General features: G+C 59.2%; 19 protein-coding genes. 10 read left to right on the forward strand and 9 right to left on the reverse strand.

Going from position 1 to position 19,649, the window contains the following annotated elements; translation table 11 throughout:
* Nucleotides 1-108: 108 nt before the first annotated feature.
* Nucleotides 109-1,491, forward strand: coding sequence for an MATE family efflux transporter (locus DW850_RS09435; protein WP_117630045.1), 1,383 nt, complete (start codon nt 109-111; stop codon nt 1,489-1,491).
* Between the two features lie 27 nt (nt 1,492-1,518).
* On the opposite strand, the gene DW850_RS09440 is transcribed toward DW850_RS09435, so the two are convergent.
* On the reverse strand, nt 1,519-2,385 hold the full coding sequence (locus DW850_RS09440; protein ID WP_117630046.1) for a LysR family transcriptional regulator: 867 nt from the start codon (nt 2,383-2,385) through the stop codon (nt 1,519-1,521).
* Between the two features lie 158 nt (nt 2,386-2,543).
* Here DW850_RS09440 and DW850_RS09445 point away from each other — a divergent pair, with 158 nt between their 5' ends.
* Together DW850_RS09445 and DW850_RS09450 are read left to right on the forward strand one after the other, a co-directional pair.
* Nucleotides 2,544-3,446, forward strand: a complete 903-nt coding sequence (locus DW850_RS09445; protein ID WP_117630047.1) for a DMT family transporter — start codon at nt 2,544-2,546, stop codon at nt 3,444-3,446.
* 88 nt (nt 3,447-3,534) lie between these two features.
* Nucleotides 3,535-4,260, forward strand: coding sequence for a uracil-DNA glycosylase (locus tag DW850_RS09450; protein ID WP_117630048.1), 726 nt, complete (start codon nt 3,535-3,537; stop codon nt 4,258-4,260).
* 50 nt (nt 4,261-4,310) lie between these two features.
* Here the strand turns inward: DW850_RS09450 and DW850_RS09455 are convergent, their stop codons facing one another.
* The 3 genes from DW850_RS09455 to DW850_RS09465 all read right to left on the reverse strand — a co-directional run bounded on the left by DW850_RS09455 (nt 4,311) and on the right by DW850_RS09465 (nt 7,493).
* Nucleotides 4,311-4,991 carry an SDR family NAD(P)-dependent oxidoreductase gene (locus tag DW850_RS09455; protein WP_117630049.1) on the reverse strand — a complete coding sequence of 227 codons (681 nt, stop codon included), beginning with the start codon at nt 4,989-4,991 and terminating at the stop codon, nt 4,311-4,313.
* Nucleotides 4,992-5,000: 9 nt separating this feature from the next.
* The gene (locus tag DW850_RS09460) at nt 5,001-5,723 is read right to left on the reverse strand and encodes a VUT family protein (protein ID WP_233503106.1); all 723 of its coding nucleotides are present in this window, start codon (nt 5,721-5,723) and stop codon (nt 5,001-5,003) included.
* Nucleotides 5,724-5,879: 156 nt separating this feature from the next.
* Nucleotides 5,880-7,493: a peptide chain release factor 3 gene (locus tag DW850_RS09465; protein ID WP_055286676.1), complete on the reverse strand. Its 1,614-nt coding sequence runs from the start codon at nt 7,491-7,493 to the stop codon at nt 5,880-5,882.
* Nucleotides 7,494-8,052: 559 nt separating this feature from the next.
* Here DW850_RS09465 and DW850_RS09470 point away from each other — a divergent pair.
* Genes DW850_RS09470 through DW850_RS09480 form a run of 3 tightly spaced genes read left to right on the forward strand, consistent with a single transcriptional unit; the run spans nt 8,053 to nt 10,033 of the window.
* Complete coding sequence (locus DW850_RS09470; RefSeq protein ID WP_055252216.1) at nt 8,053-8,433, forward strand: GntR family transcriptional regulator; 381 nt, start codon at nt 8,053-8,055, stop codon at nt 8,431-8,433.
* 23 nt (nt 8,434-8,456) lie between these two features.
* Nucleotides 8,457-9,338 (forward strand): ABC transporter ATP-binding protein, encoded by an 882-nt coding sequence (locus tag DW850_RS09475; protein ID WP_117786914.1) that lies wholly within the window; start codon nt 8,457-8,459, stop codon nt 9,336-9,338.
* Nucleotides 9,335-10,033, forward strand: a complete 699-nt coding sequence (locus tag DW850_RS09480) for an ABC-2 transporter permease (RefSeq protein ID WP_117630050.1) — start codon at nt 9,335-9,337, stop codon at nt 10,031-10,033. The genes DW850_RS09475 and DW850_RS09480 overlap by 4 nt, the downstream gene beginning before the upstream one ends.
* Nucleotides 10,034-10,120: 87 nt before the next feature.
* On the opposite strand, the gene DW850_RS09485 is transcribed toward DW850_RS09480, so the two are convergent.
* From DW850_RS09485 to DW850_RS09495, 3 genes are all read right to left on the reverse strand, one after another.
* Nucleotides 10,121-11,419 carry a chloride channel protein gene (locus DW850_RS09485; RefSeq protein WP_117630051.1) on the reverse strand — a complete coding sequence of 433 codons (1,299 nt, stop codon included), beginning with the start codon at nt 11,417-11,419 and terminating at the stop codon, nt 10,121-10,123.
* A 125-nt stretch (nt 11,420-11,544) separates the two neighbouring features.
* Nucleotides 11,545-12,078, reverse strand: coding sequence for a TIGR00730 family Rossman fold protein (locus tag DW850_RS09490; RefSeq protein WP_117582834.1), 534 nt, complete (start codon nt 12,076-12,078; stop codon nt 11,545-11,547).
* Between the two features lie 36 nt (nt 12,079-12,114).
* A complete protein-coding gene (locus tag DW850_RS09495) occupies nt 12,115-12,540 on the reverse strand; it encodes a potassium channel family protein (RefSeq protein WP_055252221.1) in 426 nt (141 codons plus the stop codon).
* 211 nt (nt 12,541-12,751) lie between these two features.
* Between DW850_RS09495 and DW850_RS09500 the strand changes: the two genes are divergently transcribed.
* Nucleotides 12,752-15,556, forward strand: a complete 2,805-nt coding sequence (locus DW850_RS09500) for a transporter substrate-binding domain-containing protein (RefSeq protein ID WP_117582832.1) — start codon at nt 12,752-12,754, stop codon at nt 15,554-15,556.
* A 41-nt stretch (nt 15,557-15,597) separates the two neighbouring features.
* The gene (locus tag DW850_RS09505) at nt 15,598-16,077 is read left to right on the forward strand and encodes a pyridoxamine 5'-phosphate oxidase family protein (protein WP_055252525.1); all 480 of its coding nucleotides are present in this window, start codon (nt 15,598-15,600) and stop codon (nt 16,075-16,077) included.
* A 96-nt stretch (nt 16,078-16,173) separates the two neighbouring features.
* Here the strand turns inward: DW850_RS09505 and DW850_RS09510 are convergent, their stop codons facing one another.
* Both DW850_RS09510 and DW850_RS09515 read right to left on the reverse strand, forming a co-directional pair.
* Nucleotides 16,174-17,385, reverse strand: a complete 1,212-nt coding sequence (locus tag DW850_RS09510; protein ID WP_117582831.1) for a MalY/PatB family protein — start codon at nt 17,383-17,385, stop codon at nt 16,174-16,176.
* Between the two features lie 111 nt (nt 17,386-17,496).
* Nucleotides 17,497-18,234 (reverse strand): tRNA (N6-threonylcarbamoyladenosine(37)-N6)-methyltransferase TrmO, encoded by a 738-nt coding sequence (locus DW850_RS09515; RefSeq protein ID WP_233503761.1) that lies wholly within the window; start codon nt 18,232-18,234, stop codon nt 17,497-17,499.
* Between the two features lie 140 nt (nt 18,235-18,374).
* On the opposite strand from DW850_RS09515, the gene DW850_RS10220 reads away from it, so the two are divergent.
* Nucleotides 18,375-19,202 (forward strand): TipAS antibiotic-recognition domain-containing protein, encoded by an 828-nt coding sequence (locus DW850_RS10220; RefSeq protein ID WP_117582829.1) that lies wholly within the window; start codon nt 18,375-18,377, stop codon nt 19,200-19,202.
* 52 nt (nt 19,203-19,254) lie between these two features.
* Nucleotides 19,255-19,500: a glutaredoxin gene (locus DW850_RS09525; protein WP_117582828.1), complete on the forward strand. Its 246-nt coding sequence runs from the start codon at nt 19,255-19,257 to the stop codon at nt 19,498-19,500.
* Nucleotides 19,501-19,649: the final 149 nt, after the last annotated feature.

Consider the following 19,649-nt stretch of genomic DNA (forward strand, 5'->3'; position numbering starts at 1 on the left):
TGTCCTGCTCATATTAAAAGGAACGTCCCTAAGTGCCGACTGGATGCATTAGGAGTATTATCGTCTGCGCAAATAACTAGCGAATCGCATATTAGAGATTGAGAGCGTATGGCAGACACCGCATCTAAGCACATTGACATGACCACCGGCTCGCTGTGGCGCAATATTCCCCTGTTCGCCTTCCCCGTGGCCGCCACGAGCATCTTAGAGCAGCTGTCGAACCTCATCGCCACGGTCATCATCGGTAATTTCTCGGGCGACCAGGGAACCCTCGCCATGGCGGCGGTCGGCTCCAACGTTCCGCTTACCAGTCTTATGCTCAACCTGTTTATTGGCCTGTCGCTTGGCTCCAACGTGGTCATCGCCAACGCTATCGGCCGCAACGATCAGAACATGGTCAAACGCGCCGTCCATACCTCGATTCTTATGGCACTCGTGGGCTTTGTCGTCATCGCGCTGGGCGAGATCTTTGCCGAACCCATGCTCGCCGCGCTCAACGTCCCCGCCGAAACCATGCCGCTCGCCTCGCTCTACCTGCGCGTCTTTTTGCTCAGCATGCCTTCGATCTTGCTCTACAACTTTGAGGCCGCGATCTTCCGTTCCGTCGGCATCACCCGTATGCCGCTGCAGGCGCTTGCCGTGTCCACCGTCCTCAACATTGGCCTGGACCTCATCTTTGTCCCCATACTCCACTGGGGCGTCGCGGGCGTCGCCATCGCCACCGCCATCGCCTACACCGTCAGCGCCGCTACGCTCTTTATCCGCCTGCTCAAGACCGACTCCGTCGTCCGCGTCACCCCACGCGACTTAGGCTTAGACCCCGTCGCCCTCAAGCGCATCGTCAAGATCGGCCTGCCCGCCGGCATCCAAAGCGCCGTCTTTGCCGTCGCCAACATCATCATCCAGTCCGCCATCAACAGCCTGGGTACCGAGGTCATGGCGGCATCCAGCGCCGCTATGAGCCTGGAGTATGTGTGCTACAACCTACTCAACAGCTTTAGCCAGGCCTGCACCACCTTTGTGGGACAAAACCACGGCGCTCGCCAGATCGACCGCTGCACCAAGACGCTCAAGGTCTGCCTGGTCGAAGGCGGCATCGTCGCGCTCACCACCATCGTCATCATCGTCGGTCTGGGGCGCGAGATCCTGGCGCTCTTTAACAGCGATCCCAACATCGTCTCGATCGGCTATATCCGCGTGTGCTCGATCTTCCCGGCATACGCCTTTAGCATGTTCTACGAAAACATGTCCGGTTACCTGCGCGGCTTTGGCATCTCGCTCATGCCCGCCCTCATCACCATGATCTGCGTCTGCGGTATTCGCTTCTATTGGGTCTTCTGCGTGTTCCCGAACTTCCGCACCTTTGCGAACATCATGATGGTCTACCCCATCAGCCTGGGCACCACGGCGTTCTTTATGGTCGTGGCGGTATTGCTCTGCCACCCGGCACGCACCTACCGTCTAGCACAAGCCAAAGCGACAGCCCGCTAATCACCACGCGCAACGTCACGCCAGTCATTAATTGACAATATGCGAGCTCATATAGTCGATAAAGCGCCTCGTGGCGATAGGCATGGTGTCCCAGCTGCGCCAGGCCGCCACTACGTCGCGCGAGGGGGCATGCACGATGGGACGTACGCGAATATCGGCCTGCATGCCCTCGACGGTACGGCGATACAGCATGCTCACGCCTAGGCCCTCCTCCACCATCGCCATGATGGTGTAGTCGTCGGTCACCTCGCTCGTCACGTGCGGCGACAGCCCATGCGCCGCGAATGCATCGAGCACCAGGCTCTGTTCGCCCTCATCCAGCAGCACAAACGGTTCGGACGCCAGGTCGGCAAGCGTCACCTTTTCCTTTGCCGCCAGTGGATGGACGGCTGGCAACAGCGCCACCAGCTCGTCGTGATAGACCACGCGTTTCTCGAGCCCCTCGGTAAATCCACGCGCTGTAAAGCAAAAGTCGACCACGCCATCGTGCACCCACTGGGCATTGCTCGTGTAATCGCCCTGCTTGAGGGTAAAGCGCACGCCCGGATGCAGGGCCCCAAAGTCGCGGATCACTCGCGGCAACACAGTACGACTCACGTTGGTAAACGTCGCAATGCGAATGTCGGTCGACGAAAGCCCCAGCAACTCCTGGCGCTTGCCCTCAAGCTCGGCCTCGGCCGTAACGATCTGGCGCAGATACGGCAGATACTGTTTGCCGTCGCGCGTAAGCGAGACGCCCTGCTTGCCACGCTCGATAATCGTGGTGCCCAGCTCGCGCTCGAGCGCCTTGACGGCCTGGCTCACCGCGCTTTGCGTATAGCCCAGCTCGTCGGCGGCACGTTTCAGGCTGCCGCAATCGACCACCATACATACAATCTGATACCGCGATGCCATCGTGCCTCCACATCGATGTAGCCGTAAAACGTTTTGCCAGGGCCTTTTCTGCTTACATTAGTATTTCTTAATCATACTTAAAATACATTCGCTTTACTACATCCACATCTGGGAGCAGAATCCTTTTTACGAAACCGTTCTGTAACAAAAGGAGTCCCATGGATCGCAAAAAAGCAATCGCGCTCTCATTTTCCGTTCCCGTCGCATGGGGCTTTTCGTACCCCCTCATGAAGATCGGCATGGACAGCATGAACGCCACGAGCATCGTTGCGTTGCGCTGCATCATCGCCTTTGTGGCCTGCCTGTTGCTCTTCCACAAGCGCGCTTTCCGCATCAACCGCGACCTTATGGTCCGTGCCGCCATCATCGGCGCCATCATGGCAACCGAGCTCACCTGCATGTGCCTGGGCTCCAGCCTCACCTCTGCCTCCACTGCCGGCTTTTTGCAGAGCCTGACGGTCGTGATCGTGCCGTTTGCCAACGCCGCCCTGCTGCGCCGCGCCCCCGAGCGCAAAGTGCTCGTCGGCACCGCCATCGTCACCTGCGGCATGCTGCTGCTCTCGGGCGCCGACTTTACCAGCCTGAACCCCGGCGCGATGGTCATGCTGCTCTCGGCCTTTATCTATGCCGGCCACATTATCGTAGCCAAGCGCTTTGTCGAAGAAGTCGATCCGCTGGCTCTGGGCGTTTGGCAGCTGGGCTTCGGTGGCTTGTTCTCGGGCATCGCCGCGTACACCTTTGGCGGCTTCACGCTTCCCAGCACGCCGAACGAGATCGTCGTTGTCGTTGCGCTCGCACTCATCTGCTCTGCCTACGGCTTTATCACCCAGACGCTCGTGCAGCCCCACGTACCTGCCGAGACCACCGGCTTCGCCTTCTCGCTCGAGCCGGTCTGCTCCGCCGTCTTCTCGTTCTTCCTGGTCGGCGAGGTCCTGAGCCCCATCGCCTTCTTTGGCGCCGCCCTCATCCTCACCGGCGTCATGGTGGCAACCGTCGAGCTTCCGCGCCTTCGCGCACACGGACACGCTCGTATGGCAGGAGTGCCCGAGCACATCTCGTAGGCCCCACTCTTCATACAGCCGTGGCATAAAGGCAGCCGGTGCGCCTTTACAATAGATGCCAACAGAGCATCTGCCATAAAGGAGCCCCATGGACACCGCAACCCGCGACCGCAACATAGCAACTTGGTTGGGCGGTGCGCCGCAGTCGGTACGTGACACTACGAACCAGCTGCTCGAGCGCATCGCCCTTCTGCGTGCCGAGCAGACCATCTACCCGGCACAAGACGACATCCTCAATGCCCTCGCCTACACGCCGGCCGACCAGGTCAAGGCTGTCATCTTGGGCCAAGACCCCTATCACGGACCCAACCAGGCCATGGGTCTGTCGTTCTCGGTACCTGCGACGCAAACCAAGTTGCCGCCGAGCCTGCGCAACATCTATAAGGAACTCAAAGCCGATCTGGGTTGTCCCATTCCCGCCACGGGAGACCTAACCCCATGGGCACAACAGGGCGTCCTGCTCCTCAACACTACGCTCACCGTGCGCGAGCATGCCGCGAACTCGCACGCCAAACTGGGCTGGAGCACGCTCACCGACTACGTTATCGAACGCTGCTGTCAGCTGCCCCAGCCGGTAGTCTTTTTGGCATGGGGCCGCTTTGCCCAGCAGATGGTCGAAGGCAAGCTCGCCGCTACCGGCGCGGGCAAGGCAACCGGCAAGTTCTGTCTGGCCTCTACGCACCCCTCGCCGCTTTCGGCCAACCGTGCCACGGCAGAACTCCCCGCTTTTATGGGGTCGCGCCCCTTCTCTGCCGCCAATCGGCTACTCGAACAGCACGGCTCGACCCCCGTCAACTGGACTTGCATCGGCTAAAAATCGATACATCAAAAACGCGCCCGACAGCTTTCCATCGGGCGCGTTTCCTATTCGGGCCAAATAAATTGCGTGCGGCCGGCCTCGCCGCCATCGATCAACAGGCTCTGCCCGGTCATAAACCGGTTAGTCACGCCCACAAAGTAGATCCACTCGGCGATCTCTTGGGCGGTGGCCCAGCGTTTAAGCGGCGTGAGCTCCATAATCTGGTTCCACAGGTGTTCGTCTTCCATCACGCAACGGTTGAGCGGCGTGATAACGCCGCCCGGGTCCACGCTGTTGGCGATGGCCTGCGGCGCCAGGCGGTTTGCAAGGTTCTTGGTGTAGGCAATAACGCCACCCTTGCTGGCAGCATAGGCGGGAAACTCCGATCCCGTATGTCCGCTCGCCGACCCCACATTGACCACGGATTGGATAGCAGGCGCTGGCTTGGCGGCAAGCCCCTCTCCCACAAAGGCGTAGCGCTCGGTCACGTTGATGGTGCCACGCAGGTTGGCGGCAATGTCATCGGCCGAATCCTGTACACCGGCAACGTTCACGATTACCTGAGGCTCAAGGTCGCCTGGAAACGAGTTAGGCTCGCGTACATCAACGATCAGATGGCGGTAGCGCTCGTGCTCGACCGCCGTCGGCAGCAGGTCAAAGCCCACGACCTCGTGGCCCTCGTCCAAAAAGCGCTGCACGCACGCGGCTCCGATACCGCCCGAAGCGCCCGTGATCAAAACCCGCATACTTGCCCCTTAGGCGGTTGCGTGGCGCTCGAGGTACTCGGCGCCCACATTCTCACGCTCCCAGCCACGCACGACCTTGTAGCCCACGGGGCTCAGAAAGACCTCGCACAGCAGCTCGGCAACAGCGCCGGTCAGCGAGCACATAAGGACCTGCACCCAGGTCCAACCAAAGAACGTGTGGCTCACCACAATGGCAAAGACCAAGTTGTCGATAAACTGGCCAACACCCGTGGACACATAGGAGCGGAAGGCAAAGCTCGCAAAGTTATTCTTTTTGAGCATACGGCCGAGCGACTGGTTGAGCGTGGAATTAACCACGGCAGAAACGAGCATTGCCAGCGAAGAGCCCAGCACCACGTACCAGGTGCCGCCAATGGTGGCGTTAAGGGCAGTGTTGACCTCGATCATGCCCGTGTCGTAGTAAGCGCCCCACATGCCGGGCGTGAGCGAGCACGCCCAAAAGCACAGGCTCACGGCCAGGTTGACCAGCAGCGCGAGGACAGAGATTTTGATGGATGCCTTGGCGCCAAAGCGCTTGCAGATCATGTCCTGGCACAAAAACGAAACCCAGCTCACCACAAAGCCGCAATCGAGTGCCAGATACGGCAGGCTGATAAGCTCTTTGTTGGCCAGCAGGTTCATCATGATGACACTCACGAAAAACAGCGAAACCGTTGCCGCGGGAATGCTCCGCAACAGGACCTTGTAGTCCTCCATGACCTTCTTGATCATTATGTACTCCTTTGGTTTTAGGTTTAACGAGCAGGATATCGGACCCGAACTGCTCGGACGTCACGGGCTTGAGACGACGATGGGTATAATAGCCGCTCACACGGCATCAGGCAAGCAAACGGCGCGGCAGCCCCACAGGGCCACCGCGCCGATGCATTAAAAGGCTACGTTGCCAAACTCCGACAGGATAAGATCGGGGTTGTGATCGGTTGCCCAATCCACGTTCCACGGGCTCGTGAACAGCAGCAGCTTACCGCCGCGCATGTCCTCGACGCGCAGCGTGTCACGCGTGAGCGAAAGGCCCGGGATATCAATGGTATCGGGGTCGTTCTGAATCCAGCGGATGTCCGTATAGGGCAGCGGCTGGCGACGGACCTCAACACGATACTCGGCCTTGAGGCGGCGCTCGAGTACCTCAAACTGCAGCACACCGACCACGCCCACGATGACGCTCTCCATGCCGGCACCCAGCTCGCGGAAGATCTGGATGGCGCCCTCCTGGGCAAGCTCCTCCATGCCCTTCACAAACTGCTTGCGCTTGAGCGTGTCGACCTGCGTAATGCGAGCGAACATCTCGGGGGCAAACGTCGGGATCTGCGGATACTGCACGTGGCGCTTGCCGGAGCACACGGTGTCACCGATGCTAAAGATACCCGGATCGAACAGGCCCACGATATCGCCCGCGTACGCCTCGTCCACGATGGCGCGGTCATCGGCCATCATCGACGTGCCCGTGGCAAGCTTGAGCTTGCGGTTGCCCTGCACGTGGAAGGCGTCCATGCCACGCTCGAACTTGCCCGAGCAAATGCGCACAAAGGCGATGCGGTCGCGGTGGTTCTTGTCCATATTGGCCTGGATCTTAAACACAAAGCCGCTAAAGTCATCGCGGCAGGGATCGACCGGTTCGCTGGTGAGCGTATCGGTATAGGCGCGCGGCGTCGGGGCCAGACGCAGGAACTCCTTGAGGAAGGGCTCCACGCCAAAGTTGGTGAGCGCCGAGCCAAAGAACGCCGGGCTCAGCTTGCCGCAGGCCACGGCATCCAAGTCGAGCTCGTCGCCGGCGCCATCGAGCAGCTCGATGTCGTCCATCAGGTTCTTATGGTTCTCTTCGCCAATAAGCTCGTCCATGGAAGGATCGCCCAGCTCGGCCTCGACCTCGGCGACCTTCTTGGTGGCGTTGGCGTGGCCGTCGCCCTCAAAGGCAATGACGCGACGGGTCTGACGGTCGAACACGCCGCGGAAGTTGCGGCCGCTGCCGATCGGCCAGTTCATGGGATACGTATTGATACCCAGGACGTTCTCGATCTCTTCCATGAGCTCAAACGGATCGCGAGCCTCGTGGTCGAGCTTATTCACAAAGGTGAAGATGGGAATGTGACGCAGCGTACAGACCTTAAAGAGCTTTTTGGTCTGGGCCTCGACGCCCTTGGCGCCGTCGATGACCATGACTGCGGCGTCGGCGGCCATAAGGGTACGGTAGGTATCCTCCGAGAAGTCCTGGTGGCCGGGGGTATCGAGGATGTTGACGCAGGCGCCATTATAGGTGAACTGCAGCACCGAGGAGGTAACGGAAATGCCGCGCTCCTTCTCGATGTCCATCCAGTCCGAGACGGCGTGCTTAGCCGAGCTCTTGCCCTTGACCGAGCCGGCGGTCTGGATGCTGCCGGTATAGAGCAGCAGCTTCTCGGTAAGCGTGGTCTTACCGGCGTCCGGGTGGCTGATGATCGCGAATGTGCGGCGCGACGAGATTTCATCCGACAGGCTTGCCATGCGGATCCTTTCTTGCATTGAGTGCATTACGTCGTTGTAACCGCATTATTGTAGCCGCCAAATCCCGCCATAGGGCACCTATCAGGACAAATTCATTAGCCGAGCTCGCTGTGCACCGGGCAGCCGCCTCAAGGATTGTCTCGATCTGTAACATCTAGCCGCCAAAATCGGCTCCAGATGTTACAGATCTAGATAAACGGCTGGGAAGATCGACACCGTCTCAATCTCGTCTCAATCTGTAACAGATAGACGGGTTTTGAGCCTCTACCTGTTACAGATCGAGATAAACGCGCAGGCGGGCGACCAATGTCTCAATCTGTAACATCTAGCCACCAAAAACGGGCCTTAGTGTTACAGATTGAGATGAACGAGCAGGAAGGTCGGGACTGTCTCAATCTGTAACAGGTAGACACCAAAATCGGCTCCAGATGTTACAGATCGAGACAAACGAACGAAGAGACAGGCGAGCCTACATTTCTTCTTGCATAACTGTGCATAGTGTATATATACTGTGCTTACCGGTTATATACACGTGTAGCCCAACAGCTAAGGAGCCGCTGTGGACATTATCCTATCCAATTCGAGCGACAAGCCCATCTACGAGCAAATAGCCTCGCAAGTCAAAGCTCAGATCCTTTCGGGCACGCTCGCGGCGGGAGCCAAACTCCCCAGTATCCGTGCACTCGCGAGCGATCTTGGCGTGAGTGTCATCACCACCAAGCGCGCCTACGCCGACCTGGAGCAACTCGGCTTCATCTGCACCGTGCAGGGCAAGGGCTGTTTTGTCGCCGAGGGCAACCAGGAGCTCTTGCGCGAAAACCAGCTCTGCCATATCGAAGAACTGCTTGCGAAAGCGGCGAGCCAAGCCGAAGCCCTGGGCGTTACGCGCGACAAGCTGCACGAGATGCTCGACCTGGTAGCCCCCGAAACCATGCAGTAGCCATCTGCAAGAAAGGCTATACCATGCAAAACCTTTTAGAACTCAAAGGCATCTCACGCCGTGTGAGCGACCGTTTTTCGTTGCGAGTGGTCACACTCGCCGTGGAGCCCGGCCAGATCGTTGGCTTTGTGGGCGCAAATGGCGCCGGCAAGACGACGACCATTCGCGCCGCGCTTGGGCTTATAAAGCTCGATGCCGGCGAGGTGCATCTGCTTGGACAGCGCTGCGACGCCAACGCGCCCGACGAGACGCAGCGCCACCTGCGCTCCCGCATCGGGCTTGTCCTGGACACGTGTCCCTTCCCCTCCACGCTCAAGGTGGGCCAGGTCGAGAGGCTCGTAGGCCCGGCATACCCCACGTGGAGCTGCGAAACGTTCGCCGGATTCATCGACCGATTTGGCCTCGATCCCAAGACGAAGGTCAAGGACCTCTCCCGCGGCATGGGCATGAAGCTGCAGCTTGCCTGCGCACTCAGTCACAATGCTAAGCTGCTCGTTTTGGACGAAGCCACCGCGGGCCTCGATCCCATGGCGCGCGAGGAACTGCTCGACGAGTTGCTTGCCTTTGTCGCCGACGGCCAGCACAGCGTGCTGCTCTCAAGCCACATTACATCCGACCTCGATCGCACTGCCGACCGCGTCATCTGCATCGATAACGGCTCGATTGTGTTTGACCTGCCGCGCGAGGACATTACCGACCGAGCCGGCATCGCCCACTGCACCCAAGCACAGGCGTCCGAGCTCATGGCTTGCGTCGAAGGCGCCCGTGCCGCCCACCACGCCTATAGCGTGGACGTGCTCGTGCCCAACCGTCGCGAGGCGCTCGAGGCCTTCCCCGAGATTCCCTGCGACCGGGCAACAATTGATGACTATCTTCGCCTCATGCTGAAAGGGGCTTCGAAATGAAACGCGCCTTTATGTCTGAGCTCGCCATCGTCCGCACGCTTGTCCCGAGCATCGCGGGCGTCGGCCTGTTCATCTTCGTCGTACTGACCCTCGCCAACGCATCGGATGGCGATGCCAGTATGAGCGCCGGCGCCTGTGCGGTCAGTGCCATGTCGCCCATCGTGGTCATGAACTCGCTGGCCGGCTACGACAATCAAAACGGATGGGAGCGCTATCGGGCAACGCTGCCCCTCTCGCGCAAAGACATCATCTGTGCACGCTACCTGAGCATCATTGTCTTCTCGGCCGTCATGGCGTGCGCCGCCGCGCTTCTGAGCATCGTCTCCATCCCGCTCTTCAACAGCGTGGGTATCCCCTCGACGGGACAGACCGTCTTTGAGACCGCAATCGCTTCGACCGCGTCCATGCTCATTTCCCTCATGATGGTGTTTCTGGCACAGCCGCTGTTCTTTCGATTTGGACACATGGAGGCGCTGCGCCTTTCCGTCGGCCTGTTTGCCCTGCTCGGATGCCTTGCCATGGCCACACTGAGCTCCTCCAACCCCATCAGCAACTGGCTCATGTCGATTGCTGGGGCGAATCCCGATCCCGCCGTTCTGGGCTGTCTGTGCGCAGGAATTGCCGTGCTGGCCCTCGCGCTATGCGCAATCAGCTGCACCGTCAGCACCAAGGTTTATCGAGTACACGACCTGTAGGCACGCGAGTCTCAATCCACGAAGGACGCGATCGCCCCCCCCCGCAAATCCGTGACAAATGGTATATCCCCGGCACGCGCTATCGTGCTACTTGCGCAGCGGCTTGGGCAGCGGAATGCCTGCCGCAATGACTGCGGCGATGATCATGCAGACGATGCCTTTAAGCGGAAAACACATGAGCAGCAAGCCCACGACCATGACCGGCTGGCGCATGACGGCGCCCATCGTCGAGGCCGTGCAGACGGCGACGCAAAAGACCGGATCGGCGCCCGTCAGGATGGCAAGGCCGTAGCCCAGGCTTACGCCCGAGAAGATAACCGGGAAGAAGTGGCCGCCGCGCCAGCCCATGTTGATGAGGGCGGGTGTCAGCATGGCCTTGAGAAGACCGGTCGCGATGAGCACACCGGCGGGGATGGTGAGGTAGGTCTCCATAAGTACGTCGGCCTGGGTCTCACCGGCAAACATGGTATAAGGCAGAACTGTGCCGCAGATGGCGACCGCCAGACCAGCCAGCATGGCCTTGACGACGGGGCGCTCCCCTATTGCATGGGACAGCGCCTCACTTGCATGCTCAGAGACAAAGTACAGCCAACCGCATACGGTGCCGACCAACGCCAGCGGAATGAGCCAGACAAGTTCCAGGTTACCCACCTGGGCGGCCTCGAACCTGGGCATGCCCATGCCGCCGCCCATAAGCTGGCCGAGCAGCAGATAGGTGCCCAGACCGCCGGCAATCGCGATGCCGTAGACCACGGTCTTTTGCGCCTTGGGCAGCTTGATGGTGATCTCATCGGACGCGGAGTCCTCGCCAGCGCCCTGGCCGTCGGCGCTACCGGCGAGCGGCGCCACAAAGCCAAACACGGGCGCGGTAAAGAGCGCCGTCAGGGCAGCCTGGGTGCCCAGCAGCGTGAGCTCCCTAAACTCGGCGCCAAAGCGACGCATGCGGTCGCCGACCCAGCTGCACAGACCCGCGATAACTCCGGTCAGGCCGGCCTCCGGTCCAATACTTCCGCCAAACAGCAGCGGCAGCAATGCCGCAAGCGAAAGCTTGCCGAGGTTGTCGTACGGGTAGCGACCGTCTTGTTTAACCTTGGCCATCACCTGGTTGAGGTCATCGGTCTTGGTGCCCGTAATCTTTTCGTACAGACCGATCAGCAGGCCGCCCAGCAAGCAGACAAAAAACGGGTACGGCAGAAAACCGAACGGGCCGCTCGCGAGCTCAGGCGAAGCGACGCCCAGCGCGTGCGGAATCTCGGTCCATAGATAGTCGACACCGTGCTCCATCGCAAAAAAGAACAGCCAGACCGCGGCGCCTGCGAACGCACCGGTCACGGCAACGCTAACTAAAAACAGCGCACGGTTTTTGGGTTTTGCAAGACTATCCATCGGGACCTCCCGTGGTCAAATTCGGCAAAGATACGTTTTATTGTAGAGCGAGCGTTACCCGAACGAGCCAACCGTCTGCGCCGCAAACGGCACCATTGGGAGTCATAGTGGGGCAGGCTCAAGACTTATCCGTTGATAATCGAGGCAATCTCGCGCAAATCGTCGGCAAAGTAGATGCCGTGCTGGCGCCTCGGGCTCGAAAGCCCTTTATCAATCATGCGTCCGAGCAGCGCCTTGAGATCGTTGTAGTAACCGTCCAGGTTATACAGGATGCACGGCGCGCTCAGATGCCCCAGCGACACGGCCGACATGACCTCGGCAATCTCCTCGAGCGTACCCGTCCCGCCGGGAAAGGCAATGAAGGCATCACCAAGCTCGATCATCTTGGCCTTGCGCTCGGCCATGTCGCTCGTCACGATGAGGTCGTCGATGCCATCGTGCTGAAACTCGGCCTCGATAAAAAAGCTCGGCTCCACGCCCGTCACGTGTCCACCGGCATCGAGCACGCTATCGGCGAGCGCGCCCATCAAGCCCGACTTGGACCCGCCGTATACCAACGCGTGTCCGTTAGCGCCAATCCAGTTGCCCAGCTCCTGCACCGCGGGCAGAAACGCCGGGTCATTACCGACGCTGGCACCCAGATACACGGTGATATTCATATTCAGTCCCCCTCATCGTGACGCACGGCGCCCGTTCTAGCGCTGGCGTCGACGATACTCGCGCACGCGACGCGAAAGATCGGCGAGCTCGTCACGATCGAGCTCTTCCAAATGCTCAAGATCGTCCATAAAGCGCGCCATGGTGTCCTTTTGGCGCATCTTGATGAGCGTATTGCAGTAGTTCACCGCCACGCCCGTAAGCATGGCGATGTAGAAGATGCTGATGACGCTCAAGACGACGGTAATCGCGCGGGCAACCGGTGTCTCGGCCGGAATGTCACCAAAGCCGATGGTCGAGACCGTCTCAAAGCTAAACCAAAGTCCATCGCCAAAGGTGAGGGTCGTGGGCTCGGACAGCCAGACGGCCGTCGAGCACAGCAGATAGAACACAAGAAACAGGCCCGTGATGCGCGCAAAGCCAGCCTGGCGCAACACGTCGGCAAGCGTCCTCAACTTGTTCATCGCGACCCCTTTTCCCAGACGCCCAATCACATTCGCTCGGTATTGTCCCACGCCTCCCCCGCAAACGGAACTAGTCATTGGACGTTCTTAAATGACTAGTCAAACAAGAACGTCCCCAATGACTACCTGACCGTTTAGCGGTGCGGTGGCTGAGTGGGCAGGTTGAGCTGGTATCCTTATGTGATACTGTCTCGACTCGATAGGATTTCATGTGAAACCTTCCGCCATCCTTCGTTTGGCTCTATATCGCACCCTAGCCGTTGCGGTTGCCGTACTCACCGTACTGAGCGCCGTCATGCCTGCCCCCGCCTTTGCCGCCGACTCCGACCACCAGGTCAAGACGGTCCGCGTTGGCTGGCTCGTCAACAACAAAGGCTTCCAGGAAGGCACGCCGGGCGAGCGCCTCTCGGGATGGGGCTACGAGTACCTCCAGACCCTCTCGTATTACACAAAGGGCTGGCAATACGAATACGTTAGCGGCACCTTCTCCGAGCTTATGGACATGCTCGAGGCGGGCGAAATCGACCTCATGCCCAACATCTCGTATTCGGCAGAACGCGAGCAGAAGCTGCTCTTTTCCTCAAATCCCGAGGGCACCGAGCGCTACTATATCTACGCCAGGCCCGACCGCGACGATCTGGCCAAGGGTGACCCTCAGGCGCTCCAAGGCCTCACCATCGGCTGCAACTCTGGCGTTATGCAAACTATCGTCGGCCAGCAGTGGCTCGCCAACGAAGACGTTACCTGCACCTATAAAGAAATCGACACCGGCAGCGCCCTCTTTGAGGCGCTTGCAGACGGCGAGGTCGACGCCGTCATCATGAACGACACCATTTCGTCGCCCGATGCGTCACCCATGTTCTACGTAGGCTCGAGCGACTACTATTTTGCCGTTCCCAAAAGCCGCCCTGACCTGATGAACGACATCAACGCCGCCATGACGACCATCGCCCGCGATAACCCGCGCTATAACGAGGAAGTCAAAACGAGTTACTCGACCCAAAACAGTGGCTCGTCATCGCTCACCGGCACCGAGACCACCTGGCTCAAAGAAAACGGCAATACCATCACGCTCGGCTATCTTAAAAACCAACTTCCCTACTGTACGCAAAATGACGACGGCGAGATGGAAGGGTCGCTCGCCTCGCTTGCAACGACGTTGCACGACAAGTTTGACATTACGGTCAAAACAATCGCACTCTCGAACAACAAGCAAATGATCAAAGCCCTTTCCAACGGAACCATCGATGTCGCCCTGCCGTTGTTTCGCGACTACTGGCTCGCCGAGCAGACAGGGGTCATCCAGTCAAACTCGATGGGAACGGTTTCGCTGACCGCCATTCACAGTGGCAAAAACCTGAACAGCGACCTTAAGAACATCGCTTGTACAAAGAGCACAATCGTTAACCGTTTTGAGCTCGAAAGTCTCTTTCCGAACGCAACGGTAACCGAGTATTCGAATGACGGCGAGGTGCTCAAAGCCCTCGATGAGGGGAAGGCACGTTGCATCATTGTCCCCAGCACGCGCCTGGAAACTCTCCGCGACATCTACGACATCGAGGATTTCGAAACACAGGAACTCACCAACACGGCACAACTATCGTGTTTAATTTCGCGCGGCAAGCCCGAGCTGCTGGGAATCATCAATAAGGGCATCGTCAATGCAGGTGAATCGCTCTCTGCAAACAGCTATTTCCCCACATCGTACTCGGCGCAAGAATCGGATGCGTTCCGACTTCTCTACCGCAACCGCATCGTCATTGCGGCAGTCGTCATTTGCATTTTGCTCACCGGCATCGTCATCCTTGTCTGGTCGCTTTACCGCGCACAGGAGGAACGGCAGAAAGCCGATGCCGCCAACGCCGCCAAAACCGCTTTCCTCACGCGCATGAGCCACGACATCCGCACGCCGCTCAACGGCATCCTAGGCCTTATCGAAATTGAGGAATTGAGAGAAGGCGACATGCAGGTCGCCCGCGAAAGCCGCGCCAAGGCGCGCGTTGCCGCCAATCACCTGCTGTCACTGATTAACGACATCCTCGAGATGGGCAGGATCGAGGAGTGCAAAGTGACGCTCGAGCACGAATCATTCAACCTTAAAGAGCTGTGCGACAATGCGCTCGTACTGTGCAAGCTCCGCGCATCGGACCGCGGCATAACCATGCTCGACACCAGCGAGCCCTACGCTGTCGACCAATATATGATCGGCAGCCCCACCCATATTCGGCAGATCCTTGTCAACCTGCTCGACAACAGCATCAAGTACAACAAGCACGGAGGCACCGTCACGTTCTCATCGACCATCAAGCCGGTCGACGACGAGCACGCCGTGTTTTGCTTTAGCGTCTCGGATACCGGCATTGGTATGACGCCCGAGTTTTTGACGCACATTTACGAGCCGTTTGCCCAGGAAGGCGCCGATGCGCGCAGCAAGTTCCAAGGAACCGGCATTGGCATGTCTATCGTCAAATCGCTCATCGATATGATGGGCGGCACGATTGAGATTTCGAGTGAGGTTGGCGTGGGGAGTACGTTTGACGTCCGGATTCCGCTCGATATCGACAAGAACCCTCAGATAAAAGAATGTGCAGACACGCAGGTAAGCAGCTGCTCGCTCGCCGGCATGAACGTCCTTTTGGCAGAAGATAACGAACTCAATGCCGAGATTGCCCAAGCTCTGCTCGAAAGCGAAGGCATCGTCGTGACTCGCGCCGCCGACGGCAACGAGACAGTCGACCTATACGTTAGCCGTCCCGCCGGCAGCTTCGATGCAATCCTGATGGACATCATGATGCCGGGCATGGACGGCTACGAGGCAACCCGGGCGATCCGCCTGAGCGAAAAGGCCGATGCGGCCGACATCCCCATCATCGCGCTCACCGCCAACGCCTTTGCCGAAGACGCCAAGGCGGCACACGACGCCGGCATGAACGCCCATCTGCCCAAACCGCTCGACTTTAGCAAGCTCAAAAACATACTCGCCTGTATCAAGAAAAACGGGGCTGTTTCGCTATAGTTTGTGCTCAACCACCATGCGCAGTAGAAAGGAAGCCAACGATGTTTAGGCCCTTACGTCGAAAGAAACGCGCCATCACCGACGAGAAAGCGCGCGAACTGCTCGCTACCTGCAAGCGCGGCGTCTTTGCCGTCAACGGCGATGATGGCTACCCCTATGCCATTCCCGTCAACTACTTCTTTGACGCCGAGCACGACAAGATTTATTTCCATGGCGCCAAGGCTGGCCACAAGGTCGATTCACTCAAGCATGATGATAAAGTCTGCTTTACCGTTTACGGCAACGAGTGGTACAAGGACGGCGACTGGGCTCCCTACGTTATGAGTACCGTTGTCTTTGGTCGTTGTCGCCTGGTAGATGAAGCGCCCGCGTTTATCGAGGACAAAGTCCGTCAGCTCGCGCTTAAGTACTACCCTTCTGCCGAAGAAGTCGAGGAGGAGATCGCCAAAGACATAAAGGGCGTCCAACTCTACGAGATTTCGATTGAACATCTTTGCGGAAAGCAGATTCATGAAAAGTAGCGAATGCGGAAAACGCGCTCGCTACCCTCTGCACCCCATGTGCCCACGCATTTTGACGGCGTGGGCACATGGGGCAGCACTCGAATCGAGCGCCCCCTATACCCCAAAAACGTAGCGGTCCAGGCGCTCACACGCCTCCCTTACCCGCGAAAGCGGCAGTGCCAGATTCACGCGGATGTGACAGGGCCCGTGGAACGGGCGGCCGTCCTGATACCCCACGCCCACGCGCGCCCCCTCGTCGAGCAGCCACTGAATATCGCGGCCATGCTCGAGGCACCACTCGGTGCAGTCCAGAAACACCATGTACGTGCCCTGCGGACGCGAATAGCCCACGCCCTCAAAATGCTCGTCCACGTAATCGCAGAAGTAGTCAATGTTGCCCTGGATGACCTGATTGAGCTCATCGACCCACTCGTAGCCCTGCGGCTGGTAGGCGCCGATAAGCGCGTGCATCGAAAGGACGTTCATCTCGTTGTAGTGAGTCTTGTTGGACACGGCGCACACGCGGTCGCGCAGCGTCTCGTTATAGATGATGTGGTAGCTGCCGACCAGGCCCGCCAGGTTGAACGTCTTGCTGGGCGCGTAGAGGGCAACCGTGCGCATGCGGGCATCCTCGCTCACCGACTGCGTCGGGATATGCTTGTGACCCGGCAGGATGATATCGGACCAAATCTCGTCCGAGACCACCACGCAATCATGCTGGCGATAGATGTCCATGGCGCGCTCGATCTCGTCGCGCTCCCATACGCGGCCGCAGGGATTGTGCGGCGAGCAGAACACCGCGGCATGGATATGGTTTTGGGCGAGCTTGCGCTCCATGTCCTCAAAGTCCATGCGCCACACGCCCTGGTCGTCGAGTTTAAGCGGGCTGTGGACAATGCGATAGCCCGCGGCCTCGATGGACTTGGTAAAGCCGATGTAGGTGGGACTGTGGACCAGCACCGCATCGCCCGGCTGGACATATGCGCGCAGCGTCGACACGACACCGCCCAGCACACCGTTTTCGTAGCCGATGTGCTCAGGTGCCAGGCCCTCGACGCCATTACGGCGACTCTGCCATTCGATGATGCGGTCGAAGTACTCGGGGCGCGGATCGAAATAGCCAAACATGGGGTGCTGGGCGCGCTGAATGATGTACTCCTGGACCGTGGGCACCGTGGCAAAATTCATGTCCGCTACCCACATGGGGATGCGGTCGAAGCCCTCGTCGGGTGCGCTCGGAGCCATACCGGGAATCTCACCCCAGGAGTCAACGGCGATGGAGTCCATGCCATGGCGGTCGATTAGCGAGCTAAAGTCGTATTTCATGCTGAGCTCCCATGCAAAGTGATTGTTTTGGTAGGCGTTATTGTCCAACAGCGTGAGCGGTTTTGGCGCGGGGTTTGGCGCTTAATTTGACGGGTGCAGACGAATGGCAGGTTAGCCCCGCGCGTCGTTGACGGCGGCTACGGTTAGCTGGGTTTCATCAACCGTAAAAGATATGTCGAGCCCGGCGAAGGCCAGATGATAGACGCGGTTCGGCTCGTGCTTGCTGCCTGCGCGGCGTGGGTCTTGGCGCAGGACCTCGACCAGGCCGGGGAGCTTTGTGGGCGGGACCATATCCTGCAGCGTCTGCGGGAACTCGATGTCGAGCTCTTGCCACGGCGCGTCCTCAATCCAGCCGCCCGTCGCATCCGGGTGACAGTCGGCAAATGGAATGTAGGGCTTAATGTCGTAGATGGGCGTGCCGTCGCGCAGATCGGCCCCCAGCACATGAATGATGGGGCCATCGTCGGTGAGCTCGACACGGCTGAGCTTGACGCAGGTGAGCCCGATGGGATTAGGGCGAAACGGACTGCGTGTGGCAAACACGCCCACACGCTCGGCTCCACCCAGACGCGGCGGGCGCACGGTTTTCGACCATTTTGCGTTGGTGCCGGACCTGTCCTGCGTTTTGGCATCGGCGGCTATGTCCTTAGCCGTGCCGCCGGGCGTTCCGTTTTCGAAGCGCCACAGCAGCCATAGGTGAGAGAAGGAGTCCAAGCCTTCAACCGCTGCATTGGAGGCAAATTCCGGCTCAAAGACGATGCGTCCCTGCAGATGAGGCGCCAAAAAGCTGTTGCGCGGAATGCCGAACTTCTGCGGCAGGTCGGTATATATGTGTGCGATAGGTTCCATGCCGGTCATTGTACGGCATGGAGGTGTGGGGCGTTGCGCGCAATTCTTCGCCGCGGTCCCCGTCGTGCAACCAACGGTTGCTTGGAAGGACATCGGCTGCCGCGTATGCTTAAGCCAACAAGCACCAGAAAGGAGCCGTCATGGCCTTTGCAGAAAAACTCATCGCCGTCCGCCGCGCCAACAACCTTACCCAAGAGCAGCTCGCCGCCAAGCTCTACGTCACGCGCCAAGCCGTGAGCCGTTGGGAGCGCGGCGAAGTCACCCCGGGCATCGACATGATGAAGCTCATTGCCGCCGTTACCGGAGAGCCACTGTCGCACCTGCTCGAAATGCCCGAGCACTATTGTCAGAGCTGCGGCATGGTGCTCACGCCCGACGACTGCGGCACCGATGCCGCGGGCGCCACGACCGACCATTACTGCAAGTGGTGCTACGACCGCGGCAAGTACACCTACGAGACCACGATGGAGGCCATGATTGAGGATTGCGCCCCGCGCCTGGCACAAAACACCGGTATGTCGCTCGACGAAGCCGTCTCGCTCATGGGCGCCGTGCTGCCGCAACTGGAGCGCTGGCGTACCGTGCAGGAAAACGAGGAGCGCTACGGTGCCGAGGCGCGAGCGCGCTATGGCGACGAGGCCGTCGATGCAGCAAACGAGGCACTGCTGGACATGGACCCCAAGACATGGAACGACATGAAGGAACTTGAACGCGCTATTCTGGGCCAGCTCTCGATCGCCATGGGCGACGGCGAACCGGATGGAAGCGAGGCGCGCAAGCTTGTCGCAATGCACCGTCGATGGATTGGCCTTAACTGGGGACACGAACCCCAAGACGAAGCATACCTGGGCCTCGCCCGCGGCTATCTTGCCGATCAGCGCTTTATCGACTACTACGACAAGCCCTGCGGCGCCGGTGCCACGGCGTTTCTGGTTCAGGCGATCGAGTCGCCGTCGGCTCACGCATAGACCGCAGCGGCTTTGGGTATTTCAATCGAAACCTCAACCGATTGGAGACACCATGGCTACTGATCATGAACTCGCGCTCTACGTTATGACTGGCTGCCCGTATTGCATAAAGGTCAAGCGCTTTTTGGCCGATAACGACGTGACCATTCCCGAGCGCAATATCTCGACCGATTCCGATGCCGAGCAGACGCTCATCGCCGTCGGCGGAAAACGCCAGGTTCCTTGCCTGTTCATCGACGGTAAACCGCTCTACGAGTCGAGCGACATCATCGCGTGGGTGCAGAAGAACCTGCTCTAGCACGCGCACTGCGGCCAGTTCGCGCCAACCGAGCCGAACCCATACGAACCAAACATGTACGCCAGCATCCAAAGTCGACATTTTCCGACATCTTTGGATGCTGACGTACAGCTTTTCAATCTAGTCATTGGGTGTTCCTATAGTTTTGT

Source organism: Collinsella sp. AM36-4AA, assembly GCF_003467795.1.
GTDB lineage: Bacteria > Actinomycetota > Coriobacteriia > Coriobacteriales > Coriobacteriaceae > Collinsella.

Coding starts and splice junctions, on each gene's coding strand:
- DW850_RS09480 (WP_117630050.1), top strand. CDS start 9,335: ATGAAACGCGCCTTTATGTCTGAGCTCGCCATCGTCCGCACGCTTGTC.
- DW850_RS10220 (WP_117582829.1), top strand. CDS start 18,375: ATGGCCTTTGCAGAAAAACTCATCGCCGTCCGCCGCGCCAACAACCTT.
- DW850_RS09490 (WP_117582834.1), bottom strand. CDS start 12,078: ATGAATATCACCGTGTATCTGGGTGCCAGCGTCGGTAATGACCCGGCG.
- DW850_RS09485 (WP_117630051.1), bottom strand. CDS start 11,419: ATGGATAGTCTTGCAAAACCCAAAAACCGTGCGCTGTTTTTAGTTAGC.
- DW850_RS09525 (WP_117582828.1), top strand. CDS start 19,255: ATGGCTACTGATCATGAACTCGCGCTCTACGTTATGACTGGCTGCCCG.
- DW850_RS09460 (WP_233503106.1), bottom strand. CDS start 5,723: ATGATCAAGAAGGTCATGGAGGACTACAAGGTCCTGTTGCGGAGCATT.
- DW850_RS09435 (WP_117630045.1), top strand. CDS start 109: ATGGCAGACACCGCATCTAAGCACATTGACATGACCACCGGCTCGCTG.
- DW850_RS09450 (WP_117630048.1), top strand. CDS start 3,535: ATGGACACCGCAACCCGCGACCGCAACATAGCAACTTGGTTGGGCGGT.
- DW850_RS09505 (WP_055252525.1), top strand. CDS start 15,598: ATGTTTAGGCCCTTACGTCGAAAGAAACGCGCCATCACCGACGAGAAA.
- DW850_RS09440 (WP_117630046.1), bottom strand. CDS start 2,385: ATGGCATCGCGGTATCAGATTGTATGTATGGTGGTCGATTGCGGCAGC.
- DW850_RS09510 (WP_117582831.1), bottom strand. CDS start 17,385: ATGAAATACGACTTTAGCTCGCTAATCGACCGCCATGGCATGGACTCC.
- DW850_RS09455 (WP_117630049.1), bottom strand. CDS start 4,991: ATGCGGGTTTTGATCACGGGCGCTTCGGGCGGTATCGGAGCCGCGTGC.
- DW850_RS09465 (WP_055286676.1), bottom strand. CDS start 7,493: ATGGCAAGCCTGTCGGATGAAATCTCGTCGCGCCGCACATTCGCGATC.
- DW850_RS09495 (WP_055252221.1), bottom strand. CDS start 12,540: ATGAACAAGTTGAGGACGCTTGCCGACGTGTTGCGCCAGGCTGGCTTT.
- DW850_RS09515 (WP_233503761.1), bottom strand. CDS start 18,234: ATGGAACCTATCGCACACATATATACCGACCTGCCGCAGAAGTTCGGC.
- DW850_RS09445 (WP_117630047.1), top strand. CDS start 2,544: ATGGATCGCAAAAAAGCAATCGCGCTCTCATTTTCCGTTCCCGTCGCA.
- DW850_RS09475 (WP_117786914.1), top strand. CDS start 8,457: ATGCAAAACCTTTTAGAACTCAAAGGCATCTCACGCCGTGTGAGCGAC.